22 protein-coding genes are annotated in these 20,356 nt (G+C 68.8%); 7 read left to right on the plus strand and 15 right to left on the minus strand.

Annotated features, from left to right (window positions below; all coding sequences use genetic code 11):
- Positions 1-17 precede the first annotated feature (17 nt).
- Entirely contained in the window at positions 18-782 is a 765-nt protein-coding gene (locus JHE00_RS12825; RefSeq protein ID WP_200318154.1) for an alpha/beta fold hydrolase, read from the plus strand.
- On the opposite strand, the gene JHE00_RS12830 is transcribed toward JHE00_RS12825, so the two are convergent.
- Genes JHE00_RS12830 through JHE00_RS12845 form a run of 4 tightly spaced genes read right to left on the minus strand, consistent with a single transcriptional unit; the run spans position 779 to position 4,381 of the window.
- The gene (locus JHE00_RS12830) at positions 779-1,750 is read right to left on the minus strand and encodes a peptidoglycan recognition protein family protein (protein ID WP_200318155.1); all 972 of its coding nucleotides are present in this window, start codon (positions 1,748-1,750) and stop codon (positions 779-781) included. The genes JHE00_RS12825 and JHE00_RS12830 overlap by 4 nt on opposite strands.
- 60 nt (positions 1,751-1,810) lie before the next feature.
- The gene (locus JHE00_RS12835) at positions 1,811-2,686 is read right to left on the minus strand and encodes an iron-sulfur binding domain-containing protein (RefSeq protein WP_200318156.1); all 876 of its coding nucleotides are present in this window, start codon (positions 2,684-2,686) and stop codon (positions 1,811-1,813) included.
- 44 nt (positions 2,687-2,730) lie between these two features.
- Positions 2,731-3,222, minus strand: coding sequence for a beta-class carbonic anhydrase (locus tag JHE00_RS12840; RefSeq protein WP_200318157.1), 492 nt, complete (start codon positions 3,220-3,222; stop codon positions 2,731-2,733).
- 58 nt (positions 3,223-3,280) lie between these two features.
- Positions 3,281-4,381 carry a LacI family DNA-binding transcriptional regulator gene (locus tag JHE00_RS12845; protein WP_200318158.1) on the minus strand — a complete coding sequence of 367 codons (1,101 nt, stop codon included), beginning with the start codon at positions 4,379-4,381 and terminating at the stop codon, positions 3,281-3,283.
- A 189-nt stretch (positions 4,382-4,570) separates the two neighbouring features.
- Here JHE00_RS12845 and JHE00_RS12850 point away from each other — a divergent pair, with 189 nt between their 5' ends.
- The 3 genes from JHE00_RS12850 to JHE00_RS12860 are packed head-to-tail and all read left to right on the plus strand — an operon-like array spanning position 4,571 to position 7,305.
- The gene (locus JHE00_RS12850) at positions 4,571-5,590 is read left to right on the plus strand and encodes a metal ABC transporter solute-binding protein, Zn/Mn family (RefSeq protein ID WP_200318159.1); all 1,020 of its coding nucleotides are present in this window, start codon (positions 4,571-4,573) and stop codon (positions 5,588-5,590) included.
- On the plus strand, positions 5,587-6,405 hold the full coding sequence (locus tag JHE00_RS12855) for a metal ABC transporter ATP-binding protein (RefSeq protein ID WP_200318160.1): 819 nt from the start codon (positions 5,587-5,589) through the stop codon (positions 6,403-6,405). Before JHE00_RS12850 ends, JHE00_RS12855 begins: the two co-directional genes overlap by 4 nt.
- A 6-nt stretch (positions 6,406-6,411) precedes the next feature.
- Positions 6,412-7,305: a metal ABC transporter permease gene (locus JHE00_RS12860; protein WP_200318161.1), complete on the plus strand. Its 894-nt coding sequence runs from the start codon at positions 6,412-6,414 to the stop codon at positions 7,303-7,305.
- On the opposite strand, the gene JHE00_RS12865 is transcribed toward JHE00_RS12860, so the two are convergent.
- A complete protein-coding gene (locus JHE00_RS12865) occupies positions 7,256-8,485 on the minus strand; it encodes a DUF445 domain-containing protein (protein ID WP_200318162.1) in 1,230 nt (409 codons plus the stop codon). The genes JHE00_RS12860 and JHE00_RS12865 overlap by 50 nt on opposite strands.
- A 114-nt stretch (positions 8,486-8,599) precedes the next feature.
- Here JHE00_RS12865 and JHE00_RS12870 point away from each other — a divergent pair, with 114 nt between their 5' ends.
- The 3 genes from JHE00_RS12870 (at position 8,600) to JHE00_RS12880 (ending at position 12,256) form a co-directional block, all read left to right on the plus strand.
- Positions 8,600-9,538, plus strand: coding sequence for a DivIVA domain-containing protein (locus JHE00_RS12870; protein ID WP_200318163.1), 939 nt, complete (start codon positions 8,600-8,602; stop codon positions 9,536-9,538).
- Between the two features lie 371 nt (positions 9,539-9,909).
- On the plus strand, positions 9,910-10,596 hold the full coding sequence (locus JHE00_RS12875) for a hypothetical protein (RefSeq protein WP_200318164.1): 687 nt from the start codon (positions 9,910-9,912) through the stop codon (positions 10,594-10,596).
- Positions 10,597-10,642: 46 nt separating this feature from the next.
- Positions 10,643-12,256, plus strand: a complete 1,614-nt coding sequence (locus JHE00_RS12880; protein WP_200318165.1) for an SLC13 family permease — start codon at positions 10,643-10,645, stop codon at positions 12,254-12,256.
- Between the two features lie 3 nt (positions 12,257-12,259).
- Here the strand turns inward: JHE00_RS12880 and JHE00_RS12885 are convergent, their stop codons facing one another.
- The 10 genes from JHE00_RS12885 to JHE00_RS12930 all read right to left on the minus strand — a co-directional run bounded on the left by JHE00_RS12885 (position 12,260) and on the right by JHE00_RS12930 (position 20,081).
- Positions 12,260-12,568 carry a putative quinol monooxygenase gene (locus tag JHE00_RS12885; protein ID WP_200318356.1) on the minus strand — a complete coding sequence of 103 codons (309 nt, stop codon included), beginning with the start codon at positions 12,566-12,568 and terminating at the stop codon, positions 12,260-12,262.
- Between the two features lie 67 nt (positions 12,569-12,635).
- The gene (locus JHE00_RS12890) at positions 12,636-13,253 is read right to left on the minus strand and encodes a dihydrofolate reductase family protein (protein ID WP_200318166.1); all 618 of its coding nucleotides are present in this window, start codon (positions 13,251-13,253) and stop codon (positions 12,636-12,638) included.
- A gap of 30 nt (positions 13,254-13,283) precedes the next feature.
- Positions 13,284-14,030, minus strand: coding sequence for a class I SAM-dependent methyltransferase (locus tag JHE00_RS12895; RefSeq protein ID WP_200318167.1), 747 nt, complete (start codon positions 14,028-14,030; stop codon positions 13,284-13,286).
- A gap of 64 nt (positions 14,031-14,094) precedes the next feature.
- Positions 14,095-14,430: a winged helix-turn-helix domain-containing protein gene (locus JHE00_RS12900; RefSeq protein WP_200318168.1), complete on the minus strand. Its 336-nt coding sequence runs from the start codon at positions 14,428-14,430 to the stop codon at positions 14,095-14,097.
- Positions 14,427-14,894 (minus strand): hypothetical protein, encoded by a 468-nt coding sequence (locus JHE00_RS12905; protein WP_200318169.1) that lies wholly within the window; start codon positions 14,892-14,894, stop codon positions 14,427-14,429. The genes JHE00_RS12900 and JHE00_RS12905 overlap by 4 nt, the downstream gene beginning before the upstream one ends.
- A 204-nt stretch (positions 14,895-15,098) precedes the next feature.
- Positions 15,099-16,346, minus strand: a complete 1,248-nt coding sequence (locus JHE00_RS12910; protein ID WP_200318170.1) for a site-specific integrase — start codon at positions 16,344-16,346, stop codon at positions 15,099-15,101.
- Positions 16,346-16,540 carry a helix-turn-helix transcriptional regulator gene (locus tag JHE00_RS12915; RefSeq protein ID WP_372440436.1) on the minus strand — a complete coding sequence of 65 codons (195 nt, stop codon included), beginning with the start codon at positions 16,538-16,540 and terminating at the stop codon, positions 16,346-16,348. The genes JHE00_RS12910 and JHE00_RS12915 overlap by 1 nt, the downstream gene beginning before the upstream one ends.
- An 18-nt stretch (positions 16,541-16,558) precedes the next feature.
- Positions 16,559-18,205: a replication initiator gene (locus JHE00_RS12920; protein WP_200318172.1), complete on the minus strand. Its 1,647-nt coding sequence runs from the start codon at positions 18,203-18,205 to the stop codon at positions 16,559-16,561.
- Positions 18,205-18,594 carry a hypothetical protein gene (locus tag JHE00_RS12925; protein ID WP_200318173.1) on the minus strand — a complete coding sequence of 130 codons (390 nt, stop codon included), beginning with the start codon at positions 18,592-18,594 and terminating at the stop codon, positions 18,205-18,207. The genes JHE00_RS12920 and JHE00_RS12925 overlap by 1 nt, the downstream gene beginning before the upstream one ends.
- On the minus strand, positions 18,591-20,081 hold the full coding sequence (locus JHE00_RS12930) for an FtsK/SpoIIIE domain-containing protein (RefSeq protein ID WP_200318174.1): 1,491 nt from the start codon (positions 20,079-20,081) through the stop codon (positions 18,591-18,593). The genes JHE00_RS12925 and JHE00_RS12930 overlap by 4 nt, the downstream gene beginning before the upstream one ends.
- Between the last annotated feature and the right edge of the window lie 275 nt (positions 20,082-20,356).

Consider the following 20,356-nt stretch of genomic DNA (forward strand, 5'->3'; position numbering starts at 1 on the left):
GAGGTGAATGCGAGTCCATGCAGTGCGGCGAGGGAGTCGTCGATTTCGGTGGGCAGGGCCCGCCGATCGTGCTCCTGCACGGCCTCATGGGGCGCGCGACGACGTGGTGGCCGGTGACGCGCTGGCTCACCGGGTACGGGCACGTCGTGGGTCTGGACGCGCGTGGACACGGCAGGTCCCGGCGTCGCGGTGAGTGGCGCACCGAGGAGTTCGTGGCCGATGTCGCCCAGCTGGTGACCGGGCTCGGCGAGGGGCCCGCTGTGGTCATCGGGCACTCGATGGGTGGGCTGCACGCGTGGGTGCTCGCGGCCACGCACCCGGAACTGGTGCGCGCGGTGGTGGTGGAGGACATGGCTCCCGACCAGCGCGGTCGCACGGTCGAGGCGTGGCGAGGCCACTTCGACTCGTGGCCAGTGCCGTTCCGTTCGCTGGCGCACGTGCGGGAGTTCTTCGGCAGCACGGGCGACTACTTCGCCGAGTGTGTCGAGGAACGTGCCGACGGCTACCACCTGCTGGCCGATCTCGAGGACCTGTACGAGATCGCGGCCGAATGGGGAAGGCGCGACTACTGGTCCTTTGTGGACAGTGTGAGGTGCCCGCTGCTCGTCGTCGAGGCGGGCGACACCGCGATGCCGCCGGGGCAGCAGGCAGAACTCGCCGGCCGGGTACCTGGCGGCAGGCACGTCGTCGTGCCCGGTGCGGGACACGTGGTGCACGACGACGCGCCTGAGCAGTACCGGGGCGCCGTGGAGGCGTTCCTCTCGGAGGTCCTCGGCCGCTAGCCGATCCTGGCCAGCCGTTGCTTGACGGCCTGACGGTCGGCGCCGTCGGTGAGCAGGGGCCAGATGTCGGCACCGAGCAGCCCGCGCTCATCGGTGTGGGCGGAGGCGTAGCAGGTAGCCGTGGAAACCCCGTTGGCGTCGGCGAACGAGCGGACGGCACTGCGCGTCGCCGGGCCGAACACCCCGTCGACGGACACCTTCTCCCCGCGCGCCCGCAGCAGTCGCTGTGCTTCCCTGACCTGCTCGCCCGTGTCTCCCTGGCGCAGCAGCGGCCACTCGACGGGCTGGCGGGCCTGCACACCGAGCGAGGCCGCCACGGCCTCGCGCAGCTCCGGCAGCCGTCCGTAGAGAACCTCGCCTGGGCACTCGGTCGAGTTGAAGTCCCGGTGGCCCTTGATGAAATCGGTGGTGATTCCGTACTGGTCGGCCATGTAGGCCACCAGGTTCACCAGCGAGTCCCACAGCGCCTGCGGCACGTCGACGTCGGTGTAGAGGCCCTCGTTCTCGATCCCGACGACCTCACTGTTGTGGTTGCCCACGTTGGCGCCGAGCACGTGCTGGGTGCCGCCGCGCAGCACCTCGAGGCTGCGGTGCCGTCCTTCGGTGATGTGGCCACCGCGGCTGTTCGTGAACTGCTGGCCCGAGTCACCCCAGCCGCGAGTGTCCATGTGGAACGTCTGGATGTCGCGCGAGATCTGGAATGCGCGCTCTCTCGAATAGTCCTCGGTGTTGCCGGGCTCCACGGTGTGGTGCACGACGATGTAGGTGGGTTTGTGGTCGAGCACCTCGATGGGTTGGTCCGGTGGACGCGCTCCCCACAGATCGGTCCCGTAGATCACGGGTTCGGCTGCCCTGCGCGGAGCGGCGGTTGCAGGGGCCGCCCCCCAGGTCGTCAGGGCACCGACAGCGGTCGCGGCGATACCGCCCTTGAACAGGGCACGCCGGTCGAAACCAGAATTGCCGGTCATCTCGATCTCCCTCGCAAATCGTGACGAGGGGAGACATTAACAAGATTCGCTTCTGTTCTGTCAATGTTCGCCCGGGAGAGCGAACCTCCCGTCGGCCGTTTGTTCGACCAGGCCATCCACCAGCAGCGAGTCCAGGCAGCGGTCTCGCTGACCCGCCTGCGACCACACGACGTCGAGTCGCGGTTTCTCCACCGGTTCCGAGGTGCCGCGCAGGACGTCGAGCAGCAGTCCGCGCACGTGCCGGTCGGTTCCGGCGAACTTCTGCACCGGTTTGGCGGGACCCGCGTAGGCGGGCCTGCCCGCGTGCTGCCAGGCGCAGCCGTCGAAGACGGGGCAGTCGGCGCAGCGCGGAGTGCGCGCCGTGCAGACCAGCGCGCCCAGTTCCATCAGCGCGGCCGAAAGCCGTGCCGCCCGCGATTCCGAGCGGGGCAGCAGAGCCTCGACGTCGGCCATGTCGCGAGTGTTCGACGGCGGTCCGGCGTCGCCCGCGCCGTGGACGGCCCTGGCGACGACCCTGCGCACGTTGGTGTCCACGACCGGAGCCCGCTGGCCGTAGGCGAACGCGGCGACCGCCCTCGCGGTGTAGGCGCCGATGCCGGGCAGGGCGAGCAGAGCGTCCACGTCAGCTGGCACGACGTCGCCGTGCTGTTCGGCGATCGCCGAGGCGGCGGCGTGCAGTCGCAGCGCGCGCCGCGGGTAGCCGAGCTTGCCCCACGCGCGCACCACCTCACCCTGGCTCGAGGCGGCCAGGCCGGAGGGCTTCGGCCAGCGCGCGAGCCACTCGTGCCAGATCGGCTCGACCCTGGCGACCGGCGTCTGCTGCAACATGATCTCGCTGACCAGCACGCCCCACGCGGTGCACTCGGGGCGACGCCACGGCAGGTCGCGGCCTACCGTGTCGAACCAGTCGATCAGGGTGTCGGAGTCGATGGACATCCCTGGAATTACAGCAGCACCGGCCGCCGTCGCGGCCGGGTGGGCTAGGAGACCTCGGTCAGCTCACCGCTGTGCACGTCGTAGACGAAGCCGCGCACGTTGTCCTTGTGCGGCAGGAAAGGACTCGTCCGCACGCGCCGCACCGACTGCCGCACGCTGGCCTGCACGTCCTTGAAGGCCTCGACGGCCCACGTCGGCCGCAGGCCGCAGTCGGTCTCCAGCTCGTCCTTGAAACTGTCCTCGGTCACGGTGTTCAGTCCGCAGCTGGTGTGCTGGACGATCAGTACCTCGGTGGTGCCGAGCTTGCGCTGGCTGAGCGCGAGCGAGCGGATCATGTCGTCGGTGACGACGCCACCCGCGTTGCGGAGCACGTGCGACTCGCCCTGCAACAGGCCGAAGATCTCGAACACGCGGATGCGCGCGTCCATACACGTCAGGATGGCCACATGGAGCGAGGGGCTGGCCGAGGAACGGTCGCCGGGCGTCGCGTTGCCCAGTTCCTGGTTGCGCTTGAGCAGCAGGTCGATCGCGGTCATACGTCAATTGGACCATGAGCGGCTGGGCGAAAGGGGTGAGCAGCGGCTCACTTTCGGCTCAGGGCCCGAACCAGCGTTCCTCGGCGGTCCTCGGCGGCGCCGACGTGGTGCCGACGCGCAGTTCCGTCGGCAGCGTGATGACTTTCGGCGCGACGCGGTCCGCGGCGCCGAGCAGCAGCTTGCCCGCGGACTTCCCCTTCTCCAGCACCGGCTGGTGCACGGTGGTGAGCCCGGCGCGCGTGGCTTCGGCGATGCCGTCGAAACCCGTGATCGTCAGGTCGGCCGGCACACGCAGGCCTCGTCGGCCCGCCTCGGCGAGCGCGCCGAGCGCGAGGATGTCGGACGTGCAGATCAGCGCGGTCACGCGCGGGTAGGAGTCGAGTAACTGCCTGGCCGCGGACGCGCCGTCGTCGACGTTGTGCTCGAAGCGCTCCACGACGGGCACGCTCTCCCACGCCACACCCGCGGCCTCGAAGGTGCGCTTGAGTGCGTCGAGCCGGGTGCGCTGCACGTGGTAGTGGGCATCCTGCTGGCGAGACATCGGCACGAAGTCGTCGTTGCGGTCGCGGGCGAGGCGCATGCAGAGCACGCCGACCTGGCGGTGCCCGAGCCCGACGAGGTGGTTGGCGAGGCTCACGGTGGCCGTCTCGTCGTCGGGGCCGACGCGGTCGACGCCGTCGACGGAGGGCTGGTCGACGATCACGGTGGGCACCGGGCGCTGGAGCACGGCGGCGAGGTGCGGATCGTCGTCGGGCACGGAGTAGACGACGAACCCGTCGACGCCGGCCCTGTGCACGGCGGCGACGTCCTCACGGCCGGGACCGGCCGGCACGAGGTGCAGGCCGACGCCCGCGTCCTCGCACGCGAGCGCGAGTCCTTCGAGCACGCCGACGGCCGCCGGGTCGCGGAACGCGTAGGAGAGGTTCTCGGTGAGCAAAAGACCCACAGCGCCGGCCTTGCGGGTTCGCAGGGAGCGGGCGACCGGGTCGGGGCCGGGATAGCCCAGCCGCCTCGCGGTCTCCAGCACACGTTTGCGTAGCTCGGGCGAGAGCTGGTCCGGCCGGTTGTAGGCGTTCGACACCGTGGTCCTGGACACGCCCAACTCGGCGGCCAGTGACGCCAACGTCGCCTGTCGCCGGGTTCGCATCGGCCGGTTCATGAACAAACCGTAACGGTTCAGAAGCCAATGCAGAAGTTCCGCCCCACCGGCGTCACACCTGACGGTCCGTCGTGACGCTGGTCGCTGAACTGTGGGTTCGTCACCGGTTGGGGTAAAGTGAATTCGACAATCGTTCCCATTATCTCTACTGACTGTTACCCACCATCACGTTGACGGAGTGTGTTGTCGATGAACTCTCGCCGCGCGAGGCGCCTGCTGGTCACGGCACCGGCTGTCTCAGTGCTCGTGCTGGGCCTCACCGCATGTGGTTCCGACGGTGACTCCGGTGGCCAGCCAGGTGAGGACGGCCGGATCTCGGTCGTCGCCTCCACCAACGTCTGGGGCAGCGTCGTCGAGGCCGTCGGCGGCGGCAAGGTGAGCGTGCTGCCGATCATCGAAGACCCGTCCGCGGACCCGCACTCGTACCAGGCCAGTGCGGAGGACGCCGCCGACGTGCAGTCGGCCCAGCTGCTCGTCTACAACGGCGGCGGCTACGACGAGTTCTTCGAGCAGCTCGCGGGCCAGGCCTCCGACGCGGAGCCGGTGGTCGCCTACGAGGGCGAGGGCCACTCGCACGGCGAGGAAGGCGACGAAGGAGAGCACGCCGGTGAGCACGGAGACGAGCACGGCGGCGAACACGCCGAGGAAGGTGCCGAGGGCGACCACGGCCACGACCACGGCGATGGCAACGAGCACGTCTGGTACGACCTGGAGGTCGTCTCCGAGGTGGCCGACAAGGTCGCCGCGCGCCTCGGTGAGCTCGACGCCGGGTCCAAGCAGACCTTCACCGACAACGCCGAGGCCTTCAAGTCCGAGCTCGCCGACCTGACGACGCGCATCGAGCAGCTCGGCGCCGAGCACCCAGGCACGAAGGTCGTCGCCACGGAGCCCGTCGCGCAGTACCTGCTCGACACGGCCGGGATCACCGACGCCACGCCGCACGCGTTCGCCGAAGCCGTCGAGAACGAGACCGATGTGCCCGTCGCCGCTCAGCAGGAGGTCACCGAGCTGGTCTCCAGCAAGCAGGTCCAGGCGGTGGTGAACAACTCGCAGACGGTCACCCCGGTGACAGAGAAGGTCATCGGCACCGCCAAGGACGCCGGAGTGCCGGTGGTCGACGTGACCGAAACGCTGCCCGAAGGCACGACGGACTACATTGCCTGGATGAACGAGCAGGTTGAGGCGTTGTCGGGAGCATTGGGCAAGTGAGTGGCGGAGTCGTCGAGATCGAGAGCGCCGGGCTGAGGTTCGGCGACCGGGTCCTGTGGTCGGGTCTGGACCTCGATGTCCGCCCCGGCGAGTTCCTCGCCGTCCTAGGTCCCAACGGCTCCGGCAAGACGAGCCTGCTGCGCGTGCTGCTCGGCCTGCAGTCACTGAGCTCGGGCTCCGCGAGCATCGCGGGCAGGCCGCCGGGCAGGGGCAACCGCAGGATCGGCTACATCCCGCAGCAGCGCGCCATGGACGAGCAGCTGACCCTGCGCGGCACCGATCTGGTCGGGCTCGGCCTCGACGGCGACCGCTGGGGCTTCGGGTTGCTCGGCGCGGGCAGGCGGCGCAAGCGCATCGCCGAGCTGGTCGAGTCGGTGGGCGCGGAGTCCTACGCCGCGTCGCCGGTCGGCAGGCTCTCCGGCGGAGAGCAGCAGCGGCTGCGGGTCGCGCAGGCGCTGATCGGCGAGCCGGACGTGCTGCTGTGCGACGAGCCGCTGGCCTCGCTCGACCTGACACACCAGCGAGTGGTCAGTGAGCTGATCGACTCGAGGCGTCGGGAGGCCGACACCGCGGTGCTGTTCGTCACCCACGAGATTAACCCGATCCTGTCCTATGTGGATCGAGTGCTGTACCTGGTCAACGGACAGTTCCGCATCGGCACGCCGGACGAGGTGATGAACTCCGAGACGCTGTCGGAGCTGTACGGGACCCGGATCGAGGTGCTCAAGGTCGGCGGGCAGATCCACGTCGCGGGCGCGCAGAGCGCGCTGTGCGAGGACGAGGTGCACCATCACGTGGGCGAGCGGGTGTCGTAACAGATCATGGACAAGCTCTTCGACTTCGAGCTCACCGCACGACTGCTCGGTCTCGACTTCGTGCAGATGGCGCTGCTCGCCGCGGCCGTGCTCGGCCTCGTGGCCGGCACGCTCGGCCCGCTCATCGTCATGCGGCGGATGTCGTTCGCCGTGCACGGCACCGCCGAGCTGGCCTTCACCGGCGCCGCCGCGGCGCTGCTGCTGGGCATCGGCGTCAGCTACGGCGCGCTGCTCGGAGCGGTGGTCGCCGCGCTGCTGCTCGGGCTGCTCGGTGGCAGGGAGTCCGAGCGCGACTCGGTGATCGGCGTGATCCTGTCGTTCGGGCTCGGTCTCGGTGTACTGCTGCTCTGGTTCTACGAGGGCAGGGCGTCGAACAAGTTCGGCATCCTCGTCGGCCAGATCGTGGCCGTCGAACCGCAGGACCTCACGGCGCTGCTGGTCTCGGCCGGAGTCGTGCTCGTGGTGCTCGGCCTCATCTACCGGCCGCTGCTGTTCGCGAGCGTCGACCCCGGCGTCGCGATGGCCAAGGGCGTTCCGGTGCGGCTGCTGTCGCCGCTGTTCGCGGTGCTCGTGGGTATCGCGACGGCTCTCGGTGTGCAGATCGTCGGCGCGCTGCTGGTGGTGGCTCTGATGGTCACGCCCGCCGCGGCGGCGGCCAGGATCACCGCGAGCCCGCTGCGGGCGACCGTGCTGGCCGTGGTGTTCGCCGAGGTCGCCGCGATGGGCGGCATCATCCTCTCGCTCGCACCGGGCGCACCGGTGAGCTTCTTCGTCACGGCGATCTCGTTCACGATCTATCTTGTGTGCCGGGTGATCGCCTACGCGAAGGGACGTGAACGGCGCGTCGCCGTCACGTCAGCATCAGCTGCACCTGAAGCTCACCGACCAGGAGTCCGATGACGCCGCCGACCATGATGAGCTTCCACTCGTCCTGACGGAACGCGGGCCGCAGCAGACCCTCGTACTCCACCGGCGTCAGCCTCATCATCCGTTCCTCGACCATGTTCGCGACGTCCATCGCCCTGGTCAGGTAGCCCTCGGCGGGACCGATGGTCTCGGGCAACCGCTCGATGGCCTTCGCCGCCGCGGCCTGCTTCATCTCCTCGAGCCGCTTCGTGCCGATGGCCACAGTGACCAGCGGCTTCGCGGCACTTGCCTGCTCGTCGATCGACTCGGCGACCATGCGCTTGATCATCGCCATCAGCCGGTCGGAGCGCGGCCCGCGCAGGATCGAGTCCATCAGGTTCGGCACGGTGAGCACCTCGCGCGCGATCAGCTCGCCGTACTGCTGAGCCACCTCCGCACGCCTGCGCTGGAACTTGCCCTGCAGCGTGAACCGGTTGAACAGCCGCACCGGCTCGCGCGGAACGAAGATGAGCTTGATCGCCAGCCAGTCGGTGAACAGGCCGATCGCGGCGCCGAAGATCGGCATCACGAGCGGCTCCTTGGTGAGCGCCCAGACGATCGCCTGCGCGATGCCGAGCACGAACCCGAAGTAGATGCCGGAGCGGGCGATGAACGCCATCTCGGGCCTCGACGTCTCGCGGATCAGCCTGACCAGCAGCGCCTTGTCCTTCGTCAGCCGCTGCACGGTCATGTGCTTGACGTCGAGGATGTCGTCGAGGTTCTCCCGCACCTCGTCCATCAGCTGCGTGACGAGCTTCGGTGACGACGCCTGTAGCTGCTTGACGATCAGTTCCTGCGCCATCGGGGGGAGCCGTTCCCACATGCGCGGGTGGTACTCGGCGAGCACGTCGCGGGCGATCCCGTCGACGGCCCGGAGCAGCGGCTGTTCGATCTCGCGCGCGATCCGGTCGGAGTCGATCCGGTCGAACACTTCGCGAATGTCCAGCAAATTCGCGGTGAGCAGATCGGTAGCGACCGCGGCCATGCGACCGCCGTGCCGGGGAACGACGCCCTGCCAGCCGAGGAAGGTGCCCTTGATTCCGACCCACTCGAGGGGCCGGAACATCATCTCGATGGCGACGCGTTTGGTGACGTAGCCGATCAGCGCGGCGATGAAAGGGATCGCCGCGTACAGCGGCCAGTGCTGGGCGATGTCGTCGAGGACCGCGTCCAATCTAGACGTCCCTCCCCTCGTCAGCGCACCCTTGCACGCACAGTATCGGCCCTGGAGAGAAAGGGTCCGTTTGGAGGTATGGGTTTCCGCGTGTGGACTCATTAAGGTTGCCGAATGGCAGAAGCCGGAGCACCCCACAACCCCACCAAGTCCACCCCGTTCACCACGGTCTTCAGGGGCTACGACCAGGTCCAGGTCGACGAGTACCTGAAGAAGACTGCCGGCGAGCTCAAGCGCAGTGCGCGCAGCCGCGACGAGGCCACCGCGTCCGTCGCCGACCTGACCAAGGCCCTTGGCTACGCGCAGCAGGAGCTGATCGAGGCCAAGGCCGCTCTGACCCGCATGGTCGAGGACCCCTCGGGTCCCGCGGCGATGAGCGAGCGCGTCAAGACGATGATGCGGCTCGCCGAGGAGGAGATCGCCGACCTCCGCCGCAAGGCCGAGGAGGAGGCCGCCGCCGCGCGCTCGGCCGCCGACGGTTACGCGGAGAAGACACGCGACAAGGCGCGCGCCGAGGCCGAGAAGCTCGCGAACGAGGCCCAGCAGGAGCGCACCCGTCTCGACGGCGAGGCTCAGGAACGCCGTAAGGCCGCCGAGAAGAAGTCGGCTGACGAGGTCGCCGCCGCGGAGAAGAAGTCCGCCGACCAGATCGCCGTAGCCGAGAAGGGCTCCGCGGACAAGATCGCGTCGGCCGAGAAGACCTCGGCCGAGAAGATCACCGCGGCGGAGAAGAAGTCCGCGGAGAGCATCGCGGCGGCCGAGAAGGCGTCGGCCGAGGAGATCGCGACCAAGACCGCCGACGCCGAGCGCAGGATCAACGAGCTCGAGACCGACGCGAGGACGCGTTCCGAGAAGATGGTCAGCGAGGCCGAGCGCAAGCTCGCCGACGCCAACACCAAGCGCACCGAGGCGCTCGAGCTGCGGGGCGTCGTCGCCGAGCGGCTCGCGGCGAGCCACACCGCGCTGCAGGACGCTCTCGAACGGCTCGGCTCCGATCCGGAGGCCGCGGCCGGCGAGAAGAAGAAGGAGCCCGCCGCCGCTCAGTCCTCCTGAGCAAGCGGTGTCGCTGGTTGGGTAGGGCCGATCCGAGACCGCCCGCCCGGCCGGCGCCGACTCCACAGTGGACGTGGTGACGTTGCTCCATTGTGGATTTACCGGCCGCGCCGCCGATTCGCTGTCGGCCCCCTGCGGGGGCCAGCAGGAGAAATCCGGCGGCCGCGGCCGTTCGTGTGTCACCGGCCGAACCGGGTAACGATGCCGACTGCGCCTGTCGCAGCGGGATCGTCCCGTTGCACTACCCGGCTGGCGAACACGCGATTTCCGTCCAATCCGGACCGTTACCGACCTGCTCGCGCTGTGTCACCCATTGCTGCGGCTTGGTAACTCGAGCTGCCGATACCGGGCGAACGGTGCAATATCTTCGAGTGAACTCCGATGTCACTGACAAGAAATCGCTGCCCGTCGACTTCTCCGTCTACGGGCTCGACTGGGGTTTCCGGGGGCCGCGATGGGTCGACTTCTTCGAGGGCATCCCGGACAGCAGGCCGTGGGCGTTGTGGCTGGGGCACCGCGAGCGGGAGAGTGAGCACGGCGTCCGGATCGGGAGTCTGCCGAAGCGGCGCTACGACGAGACCATGTGCGCCAGTGGGGGCGACCCGCTCGCCGAGGTCGCCTTCAGTGGCGCGTTCGGCCTGGTCAACCTCACGCTGCCGGACGGGTCCGTACCGCGGCCCGATGGTCTGATCCTCGCGCTCGTCGAGCACGCCGAGAAGCAGGCCAAGCGCTACGAGGACTGGCCGCAGGTGACCTGGCTGGTCGAGGGTGAGCCGGTGACGGCGCGGGTGTGGCACTTCGCCGGCGCCTGGGCGGGCTTCACCGCCGAGCTCGACGACTCCTACGTCATCGCGATCGGGATCGGCCTGGCGCCCGAGCGGACGCACCTCGTGCGCATCGAGAAGCCCGACTCGTACGGAGCCGACTTCGGCGCGCCGCTGAGCCTCACGGAGCTGGGCAGGCACAAGAGCAACCGGCCGGAAGCCTGGTTGCCGCCGCCGCAGCGCCAGTCGTTCCACGCCGACCAGCTCGCCCTGGTGCCGGAATCAGACAAATGATCGCAAAGTACTAGTGACTTGGATCACTGGTCGCTAGGGTTCCCGGATGGCACAAAGCGACGACGCTGACGGTGGGCGCACGCAGAGCGTCACTTCGGCTCTGTTGTCCGGGAGTACCTATCGCGGACTGGCGGAACAGAAGCTGACGCCTGCCGAGGAGCGCTTCGAACGAGCACGCAGAACAGTGGGCTTCTTCCTGGCGCCCGCGGTGACGATCGTGTTCCTCCTACTGCCGACCGGGCTGGATCCCGCGCAGCACAAGCTGGCCGCGGTCCTGCTCGGCGTGGTGGTGCTGTGGGTCTGCGAACCGGTACCCATCCCGGTCGGCGGCCTGATCGGCGTCGCCGCCATCGTGATACTCGGGGTGCTACCCGCCGACGACGTGCTGGCACCGTTCGGCTCCTCGACGGTGTTCGTGTTCATCGGCGCATTCATCCTCGCCCAGGCCATGTTGCGGCACGGCCTGGCGCGCAGATTCGCGTTCAGAATCCTGAGCATCCGCGGCGTTGGCAAGAGCACCTGGCGCGTGATCGTCGCGCTCGGAGCGGTCACGGCCGTCATCTCCGCGTTCATCTCCAACACCGCGACGGTGGCGATGCTGCTGCCCACCGCGGTCGGTCTGCTGTCGGTGATCGCCGAGCTCATCAAGCGTCAGACACCGGAGGACAAGCCCTTCGACCCGCTGCGGCTGCGCGTCGGCATCGCGCTGATGCTCGTGCTCGCCTACGGCGCCAGCGTCGGCGGTCTCCTGACACCCATCGGCTCGCCGCCGAACCTCATCGGCAGGGAGCTGATCGAGGAGGCCACGGGCCAGCGGATCTCGTTCCTGGAGTGGACGGTGCTGGCGCTGCCGGCGTGTGCACTGATGTTCGTGCTGCTCGCCGCGGTGCTGATCCTGCTGAACCGGCCGGAGATCAAGCGGCTCACCGGGGTCGAGGAGTACGTCGCGAAGGAGCGCGAGCAGCTCGGCAAGCTCTCGCGTGCCGAGTGGAACACGATGATCGCGTTCCTCGTCACCGTGACGCTCTGGGTCACGCCAGGCATCGTCGCGTTGGTCGCGGGCAGCGATTCCTCGGCCTACGAGACCATCAGCAACCGGCTCGACGAGGGCATCGTCGCCGTGCTGGGTGCGGCGCTGCTGTTCGTGCTGCCGGTGAACTGGCCGCAGCGGAAGTTCACGCTCACCTGGACCGAGGCCGTCCGGATCGACTGGGGCACGGTGTTGCTGTTCGGTACCGGCATCATCTTCGGTTCGCTGCTGAGCGACACCGAGCTCGCCCAGACCGTCGGTACGGCGCTCGCCAGCACGTTCGGTCTCACGAGCACGGTGACGCTCACGGTGTTCGCCGTCCTGGTGGCGATCGTGGTGTCCGAGACGACGTCCAACACGGCAGCGGCCGCGGTGGTCGTGCCGATCGTCATCCCCATCGCCGCGGCGGCGGGCATCGACCCGTTCATACCCGCGTTGGCGGCGACCTTCGCGGCGTCGTTCGGGTTCATGCTGCCGGTGTCGACGCCGCAGAACGCGATCGTGTACGGCTCCGGCGCGGTGCCGATCACCAAGATGATCCGGTCCGGAGTCGTGTTCGACGTGGCGGGAGCGATCCTGATCATGCTGCTGATCCCGCTCATGGTCGGGGTGCTCGGAATGGGTGGTTGACGCTCAGGGCAGCTTGGCGGCCCTGACGTCGACCTTGCGGATGTCGGGCCCGGCGGCGAAGAGCTCGGGAGCCTTCGCCACCAGGGCCTCGGCCACCTTGCCGCTGAGATGTGCGTCCCGGCCCGCGTCGTCGGGGAACACGTCGAAGATGCCGTAGCGGGAACCTCCGAGGTGCAGTGCGAACCAGGCCGTGGTCGCGGGCTCGTCGTCCACGAGCGGGAGCCCGGAGTCGAGGAACTCCTCGACGTCGCGTTCGCGCCCCGGCTTGGCCTCCAACGTGACGAGCAGCCCCACCGTCGCCGTGCCTGCCATCACGATCCCTCCTCCGTGCCACGTGGACCACCCAGCCTCACCACGTGGTGCGCGTGCGCGCCTCGCCCTACCGGGGTGAGGGCAGGACGCGATAGCGCAGGTGCGTGACGGTGGGCGAGCTGATGGTCTCCACCGGCTCCAGCCTCAGGTCGCCGAGCCCGTCGAAGAGACGCTCACCCGCGCCGAGCGTCGCGGGTACGAGGTGCAGCACGAGCTCGTCGAGCAGCCCGGCCGCGAGGTACTGGCGCACGGTCGCCGCGCCACCCGCGATCTCGATGGGCCGCTCGCCCGCCGCGGCACGTGCCTGGTCGAGCGCGGAGGTGATGCCGGCGGTGACGAAGTTGAACGTGGTGCCGCCCTCCATCGCCAGCGGCGCACGCTCGTGGTGGGTGAGCACGAAGACCGGCGCGTGGTAGGGCGGCTCTGGCCCCCACCAGCCGGTCCAGCTCTCGTCCCAGGCGCCACGACCGGGGCTGAACATGTTGCGGCCCATGATGTGCGCGCCGGTTCCGGCATGAATCTCGGCCAGCAGCTTGGCGTCGCGCTCGCGGCCGGGCTGCTCGGTCTCGAACATCCACGTGGTCAGCGCGTCGGCCCCCGAGCCGAACGGTTTCTCGAGGCTCTGCCCCGGCCCCGCGGTGAAGCCGTCGAGCGAGATGGCGAGGTTGGCGGTGACGATTCCCATGCCGGTACTGACCTGGGCCGAGCCGGAAACTCATCGACCCCCGGCGGTGATGAGGCGGAACCCGACGTCGAGCTCGTCGAGCTCCAGAAGGTCGGCGTGGCGTCGCCGCCAGCGGCCGGAGTCGAGGTCGCGCCGCAGCCGCTCGATGCCGCGCGTCACCGCCGCCGGATCGGTCTGGGCGAGCGCCGAGCAGTTCGCGCGCACCCGCTCGTCCAGGTAGGCCTCGGGCCGACGCCAGAACGACGGGAACACGCCGTCCGTGAAGTCCCACGGCACGGGCAACACGGCAACGTCGTCGGCGCCGAGCTCGGTCGCGATGTCCTCGGCGGAAGGGCGGGAGCGCTCCAGTCGCGCGATCTCCGGGACGTACTCCCGCGTGAACCAGAACTCGCTGTGCAGCCGCGTGTCGTAGGCCAGCACCACCTGACGGTCTGCGACCCGCCGCAGCTCGGCGAGGCCCTGACGCCAGTCGGTCCAGTGGTGCACGGTCAGCACCGCCATCGCGGCGTCGACGGCGTGATCTCGAACGGGCAGGTTCTCGGCGACGGCCCGCACGGCCGGAGCCAGGTATGGCCCTCGCTGTGTCAGCATCCCCCGCGAAGGCTCCACCGCCAGCACCGTCGACGCCGAGGGTTCGTAGGACCCGGTGCCCGCTCCGACATCGAGGACGGAACCGGCGTCTCCCAGCGCCGCCGTGATGGCCGCCATCCAGCGGGGATCTGTCCGCCGCCCGTGCGAGTAGCCGCGGCCGATCCGGTCGTACACCTGCGTGGCCATGTTCTCCCCGTCCAACAGCGCGACACCGGAGCGAGCCCGAGCTCTGGTCGGAGGCGCTGACGCCTCAGGTCGGCTCGAGGGTGTCGCGCAGCCGGGAGAGCCAGTCCAGGTGGCCCCGGAGCGCGGCCTGGCCATCGTCGGTGAGCCGGAACCAGGTCCGTGGGCGACGGCCCACCGAACCCTTGCGCACCTCCAGATAGCCCGCGTCCTCGAGGGTGCGGCTGTGCTTGGAAATCGCGGAGTCGCTCGCGCCCAGCATGTCGCGGGCCGTCGCGAAGTCGACCCACTTCGCGCCCTGCAGCAGTGCGCACAGCGCCAGCCGGGGACCGGTCTCGAAGATCGGTTGGCGACCCCAGCCCTCGGTCTGGCCCGCGCCCCGTTCGAGGTCCTGACTGCTCACGGCCTGACCCGGCCCGCCTCGATGTCACGGCGCATCGCCGAACGGATCTTGAGGTGGGTGAAGAACACGGCGATGGCCACGACGGGGAGCACCATGAGCGCGATGTTGCGCTGATCGTTGTTGACCAACACGTTGATCCCGACGAACCCGGCGAGCGTGATCACGATGCTGGCCAGCCAGATCGGTCGCGCGCTGGGGTAGGCGCCTGCCCACTTGGGGAGGTGGACGCCCGACCTGCGCCGCTTGATCACGGAGTAGACGGCCGAGCCGAGCGCGATCGCCCCGAGCGACCAGCCCAGATAGGTGGAGCCGGCCGAGTTCACCCAGCTCATCCAGATCGGCACACCGGCCATGAAAACGAGGGCGACCCCGAAGAAGACCCAGTAGCCCGTCGGGAACTGGGCGTGGGACGCGACCTTGCGGCGTGCGTCGGCGACCTGGTCGAGTTCGGACATGCCAGACATCAGACGAGCTCCCTTCGACGCTTACTTTCTATATGGAAAGCGTACTCGCATCGGGAAGTAAATGCCAAACGAGAGCTGACCGGAGGTACAAAGATCCCCGGGACCGTGGGTAGTGGGCTACGTCGTCGTCAGAACTGGTAGTTGTAGGTAAGGAAGTGGGTCTGAGCTGCCAGTTCGAAGATCAACGGGCAGCTCAGGCCGTGGTCAGGCCGCCGCCGGGAGATCCCCACGACCTGGGCCGAAGACCCCGTCCACCGCGCGGCGGGTCCGTTCCTTGCTCGACGGCATCAGGTGTGTGTACGTGCGGAGCGTGAAGCCGGGGTCCGCGTGACCGAGGTAGCTCGCGAGCGCGGCCACGGTCTCCCCAGCGTCGAGCAGCGTCGAGGCGTAGAAGTGCCGTAGCGCGTGGAAGCCGTCGACCCGTGGAACCCGTTCCACCCCGGCCTTCTTGAGTGCGGGTGCCCACGTCCACTGGTTGAAGACCGGCCGCCATGCCTGCGTACGTTCCCTGCTGTAGACGAGCAGCCGCGCCGTCACCAGCTCGCCGCCCGGATGCTTCCACGGCAGCGTGACCGACAGCGGCGGGAACTGTGCCATGTGATCGACCAGCGCCTTGCCCACCGAGTCGGGCAGCGGGACATCCCTCGTCTTGTTCCGTTTCGGAGGAGCAAAGCACGGCTTGTTGCCGACCAGCTTCACCTGACGCTGTACGTGGACCTCCCCGCCATCGAAGTCGACGTCATCGACAGCCAGGCCGAAGACCTCACCCTGCCGAAGCCCAAGGCCAGCCCCGAGCAGCACCGTGACCTTGTACCGCTCCGCCATCGCCTCGTGCACCGCGTGAACCCGCTCAGCCGTCCACGGGATGATCTTGCGAGCTTCGGCCTTCGGTTTGCGCACTGACGCCGCGTTGCATGGGTTCTTTCTGATCTTCTCGTCGTCAACCGCTGCGTTCAGCACCGACTGGAGATGCGCGAACAGCACCTCTCGATAACTGGCCGCCAGCCCCTTGTCCTGAAGCTTGCGGTCCCACTCCCGCACGTCCGAGGCTGTGATGCCGTCCAGGAACTTGTCACCGAGATGCGGATAGATGTGCAGCCGCATCCGGTAGGCCGTCAGCTCCCGCGTCGACTCCTCGAAGCTCTGGCTGGCCACCCATCGCTGTGCGTACTCCCGCAGCACCACCTTCCCCGCCTTCGGGTCGAGGTAGCTGCCCCGGTTCTTCTCGTCCTCCACCTTGTGCATGAAGTCCTCGGCCAGACGCTTCTTCTTGTCCGGAAAGGACTTGCTCCGCTCGTTGCCCACAGGGTCGAGGTAGCGCACCTTGTACCGCAGACCTTTGCCGAAGAGTTCGGTCTTCTCCAGCACCGGCTTACCCTGCGCGTTCAGGAGCGGCTTCCCGGTCTCCGAGTCCTGGGCAGGCCGATACCAGCGATCTTGGATATGTCCCATCAGGCCGCCTCCGTCAGTCCGTCCACCCAGGCCCGCACCTTGGCCGGGTCGTATCGGAGGTGACGGCCGAGCTTGCGGACCGGCGGACCCTCGCCGCGCCACTTCCACTGGTAGAGCGTCTTCACCGGCACCCCCAAGTAGGCCGACACGTCCTCGACCGACCACAGCCGCTCGAATCTGCTCACGTTCTCCACTGCGTTCCCCCTGGTAGTTCAGGCTGCGAGCTGAGTTGCCGAAGTTTCTGGCGCATCGCCTGGTGGTCCCTGCGCGGCGAGTAAGGCCCGGTCGTACTCGGCCCGCCAAGTGACTCGTTCGGCGATGGCGTGCATGAGCAGGTGTGCCCGTGGTGGCACGTGCTGATCGCCGGGTGCGACCTTGCGCCAGATCAGGCGCGAGGTGTCTTCCTCGGGTTTCTCGATGCCGACTCCGGCGAGCATGTCCCGCACGAACCGTTTGCGGTCCGTCTTGTGGTCGGCCAGCGACTTGCCCGACCACTTGCGGGAGACGAGGACCCTGCGACCGGGCAGGCCGAGCGTGGTCCGCCGATGAGCCCGCCCCTTGCACCTGCCGGGCGTGGTCTTGGCGTTGCTGCCCAACGGTTGGATGCCGTAGAGCAGCCAGACCGCGCACCGGGGCGAGCACGGGGTGATCGCCAACTCGGCGTGCAACCGGTCGTGGTGATCCCGTTGCCGGTTGGACGCGGCCTCGACGACCTCACCGGTGGACTTGGTGAGGTACTTCGTCAGGTAGCCGATGTGCCGCCCGGCTTCCTCGGTGCCGCCGAGGATGCCCTTGGAGTGCACTTGCCGCCCGAACCGCACCACGTGCGCCGGGTCCTCAACCTCCTCTACCGCCTGATGCCATTCGGTCAGCGGACGTCGGGTGTCCGGGTCCACGAAACAGGCCGTGCGGGAATCCCAGACGGGCACCTGGTCGCCGTCGTAGACGAGCCGGTCATGAGCAGGCCACCAGACCTGGTGATAGGTGGCCGCGGTGACCATGCGGATGACCTCGTGCGACATCGACCCACGCAACGCCGCATGCAGATGAGGTGCGGCCCGCTTCTGGGGCTCGACGGTGGCGAAGTACTGCACGTCCCAGCCCGCCACACGGCGCAGGTTCTGCCACCACCGATCGATCAGGGCGGAGAAGTGCACCGCATCCCGCGCCGCCCTGCGGTAGTCATAGCCCGCCGGGTCGATCGGGGTGCCGTCGTCCCGGACCCGCCCGTAGGTGTCCAGGGTCAGGGTGACGAACATCGACGGCCGGAACCGCCCCGCGAACTCCCGACCCACGGTGGTCTTGGTGACCTTGCGGGTCGGGAGGTCCGGCGCGTCCTGCCGCCGCTTCGTGGACCGCTTCGTCGGCTGCTTGACGGGGACCTCGACGGCGGGGAGTCGGCCCCGCATCCCGAGTGCCCGCAGCTCGTCGTCCACACCCCGGATCTCGTCACGGAGTTCTTCCGCGTCGCAGTCCGCGCCTTCGTCCACTGCCTGGCGGTAGGCGTGCACGAGGTCGGCCCGGAACTCGAGCAGTTCGGTCTGCTGCCCGGTGGGTGGTTCCGGGGTGAAGTCCGGTTCCTCGGTCAGATGCCAACCCTCACGGCACTGGGTCTGCCGCAGCGCCTTCGCCTTGCGCGCACACGGCAGACAGACCGACTCCACGGTGGAGCCGCAGGGCACCGCGACGTAGCGGAGTTCACCGGTGTCCGGGTCGCCAACCTCCATCGTGAACGGACGGACACAGACACCGTGCTTCTCCGCCGTGGCCTTGATGACCTCGGTGGACAGAGGCAGCCGCATCCGCTCCGCGCGAGTCAGCCGCGACACGTCGACCGGAGTGGTCGCAGGGATGGTCATCAGGCGGCCACCCCCTGCCGACCGCGAGCCCATCCGCGCAGCACCCACACCGGCACCTCCTGCGTGACCGCCACCGGCAGGTCAGGCAACGCGGTACGGGTGTAGCGGACCGCGCCGTACACGTGAACCGGGGCACCACAGGGAAGTCGACCGACGACGGTCACCAACACCCGCGACCCATCCGCCAGCCGGTGCAGTTCAGCCGTGGAGCCGTCGAGGCTCGCGGCCCACGAACACAACTGGCCGGCCACTTCCGTGAGGTCCCAGCCGTCGAGCTGGACCTTGACCGGTTCCCGCCACGTCGTGACCCGTACCCCGATCGCGCCCGGCAGGTTGTGCCGCACGAGATGAGCGCGGATGGCGTCGAGGAAGACGATCAGCTCGTTCACGCTGCCGCACCCCCTTCCATTCGCTGGCCGGGGAAGTTCAGGACTTCCGCGCGGTGCACGGGAACGCCGGTGACGAAGGTGACCAGCTCGTCCAGGTCGGTGTCGGTGACGTGGAAAGCCCGAGCGCGGAACGGCTCCCGACGCCCCTCTTCCTTGGCCCACGCGACGCCGGGTGTCTGCTCGGAGATCTCGTGCGCCGTCGCCCCGCGCTCCCGGACACCATCGCCGAGGACCATGTCCACCTGCGGTTTCTCATCCAGCCGCATGGCGATGCGGGTGGAGAACAGGTGTCGGAAGCTCACGACCTCCTTGCGCGGGTCCTGCAACAGCCCCAGCACGCACACACCGGGTGCCCGGCCCTGGCTCGTGATCGTCTGCACCGCCCGCGACGCGCGTTCCCGCAGGCCCTTGTCGGCCTGGTAGGCGATCACGTCCGCCAGCTCATCAACCACGAGCAGGATGAACGGGTCCCCGGTCTCCGGAGTCCACGCCCGCAACCTCCCCCGATACCGAGTGGCGCGTTCCTTCACCGTCGCCGCGATCTCCTCCAACAGCACCACCGCGTCAGGACCGTTGTCGAACACGACCTTGCTGAAGACCTCCGGGGCCTGGCCGAGCTCCATGCCGCCCTTGGGGTCGATGCCCGCCAGCCGCACCTTCCCCGAGCGGATCAACGGCGCGAGCGCCCACACGATCGACCACAACAGCGAGCCCTTGCCCGCACCCGACACCCCCACCGCCAACACGTGGGTACCGAGCAGCCGCAACCGCCACGGCTTACCCACCTCCGTGCGACCCACGGTCACCCGCTTCAAATCGACCGCCGCCGCATCCTCCACCAGATCCGGCACCGCCACGGGATGCACGAGCGGGTCACTGTGCACCAGGTCCAGCTCCAAACGACCCGGCTTGAGCACCCGCACCCGGCACGAGCGGGCCTTGAACGCGTGCGCCAAACCGGAGGCGTGCAGCTCCCACTGCTCCGGGGCCTGGCCCTTGACCATCCGCACCCGTACCCGGTCCCGCCAGCCTTCCGAGCGCACCCGCCCGAGCGCAGGCCGGTACTCCTTGCCCCGGCTGGACTTCACCAGATCCGACAGCCGCATCACCGTGCGCCACTGACACGCATACACCGAGAACCGCCGGAACTCCGTGCGAGGCTGCGGGGCCACGAACCGCCCGAACGACGGCGCATGCCGCCACCGCCACAACCCCAACACCACCACCACGGCCAACAACGTGAACGCCACCATCCACCACCCGGACTGGGCCTGAAGCCAGCCCACGAGCACCGCGACAGCGATGGTCAACGGGTAGCGCACCGCGACCCGGGCGAGCTGGAACACAAGCCAGCACACCACCCAGACCGCCGCCACCGGCGCGACGACGACCTTGATCCACCCGGGCAGCAGCGTCCACCACGGCAACCGGGGCCGCGAGATCTCCAGCGGGGCAGGGTCGGCCCAACGCGAACCATGCACGCTCATCGAGCCTCACCCCGCTTCGCCGAGGCAGGCATGTCGAGAGGAAGCCGACCCGCACAGCCCGCGCAGTCGCGGTCACCGGGAGCCAGCCGAGCGAAACGCTTGCAGGTGGCGCAACGCATCCGGGTGACCCCCGTTGACTCGCGCCCCTGCTCGTTGTCTATCGTTGCCAATGTCTACTCCGTCTGGTGTGGACAGCGCAGAAGCGGCAAGGTTGGTAGCCACGCACCGCTTCTGCGCCTTACGTTCCAACAAGTCCGAACGAGGGCGCGCGTCAT

Origin of the sequence: Prauserella cavernicola, assembly GCF_016595675.1 — a bacterium.
In the GTDB taxonomy this organism is placed as follows: Bacteria; Actinomycetota; Actinomycetes; order Mycobacteriales; family Pseudonocardiaceae; genus Prauserella_A; species Prauserella_A cavernicola.

Bases quoted from the DNA above. Each gene is read 5' to 3' on its own strand.
- JHE00_RS12850 (WP_200318159.1), top strand. From the start codon at position 4,571: ATGAACTCTCGCCGCGCGAGGCGCCTGCTGGTCACGGCACCGGCTGTC.
- JHE00_RS12835 (WP_200318156.1), bottom strand. From the start codon at position 2,686: ATGTCCATCGACTCCGACACCCTGATCGACTGGTTCGACACGGTAGGC.
- JHE00_RS12905 (WP_200318169.1), bottom strand. From the start codon at position 14,894: ATGTCTGGCATGTCCGAACTCGACCAGGTCGCCGACGCACGCCGCAAG.
- JHE00_RS12930 (WP_200318174.1), bottom strand. From the start codon at position 20,081: ATGAGCGTGCATGGTTCGCGTTGGGCCGACCCTGCCCCGCTGGAGATC.
- JHE00_RS12860 (WP_200318161.1), top strand. From the start codon at position 6,412: ATGGACAAGCTCTTCGACTTCGAGCTCACCGCACGACTGCTCGGTCTC.
- JHE00_RS12920 (WP_200318172.1), bottom strand. From the start codon at position 18,205: ATGACCATCCCTGCGACCACTCCGGTCGACGTGTCGCGGCTGACTCGC.
- JHE00_RS12830 (WP_200318155.1), bottom strand. From the start codon at position 1,750: ATGACCGGCAATTCTGGTTTCGACCGGCGTGCCCTGTTCAAGGGCGGT.
- JHE00_RS12890 (WP_200318166.1), bottom strand. From the start codon at position 13,253: ATGGGAATCGTCACCGCCAACCTCGCCATCTCGCTCGACGGCTTCACC.
- JHE00_RS12910 (WP_200318170.1), bottom strand. From the start codon at position 16,346: ATGGGACATATCCAAGATCGCTGGTATCGGCCTGCCCAGGACTCGGAG.
- JHE00_RS12825 (WP_200318154.1), top strand. From the start codon at position 18: ATGCAGTGCGGCGAGGGAGTCGTCGATTTCGGTGGGCAGGGCCCGCCG.
- JHE00_RS12840 (WP_200318157.1), bottom strand. From the start codon at position 3,222: ATGACCGCGATCGACCTGCTGCTCAAGCGCAACCAGGAACTGGGCAAC.
- JHE00_RS12870 (WP_200318163.1), top strand. From the start codon at position 8,600: ATGGCAGAAGCCGGAGCACCCCACAACCCCACCAAGTCCACCCCGTTC.
- JHE00_RS12880 (WP_200318165.1), top strand. From the start codon at position 10,643: ATGGCACAAAGCGACGACGCTGACGGTGGGCGCACGCAGAGCGTCACT.
- JHE00_RS12895 (WP_200318167.1), bottom strand. From the start codon at position 14,030: ATGGCCACGCAGGTGTACGACCGGATCGGCCGCGGCTACTCGCACGGG.
- JHE00_RS12845 (WP_200318158.1), bottom strand. From the start codon at position 4,381: ATGAACCGGCCGATGCGAACCCGGCGACAGGCGACGTTGGCGTCACTG.
- JHE00_RS12885 (WP_200318356.1), bottom strand. From the start codon at position 12,568: ATGGCAGGCACGGCGACGGTGGGGCTGCTCGTCACGTTGGAGGCCAAG.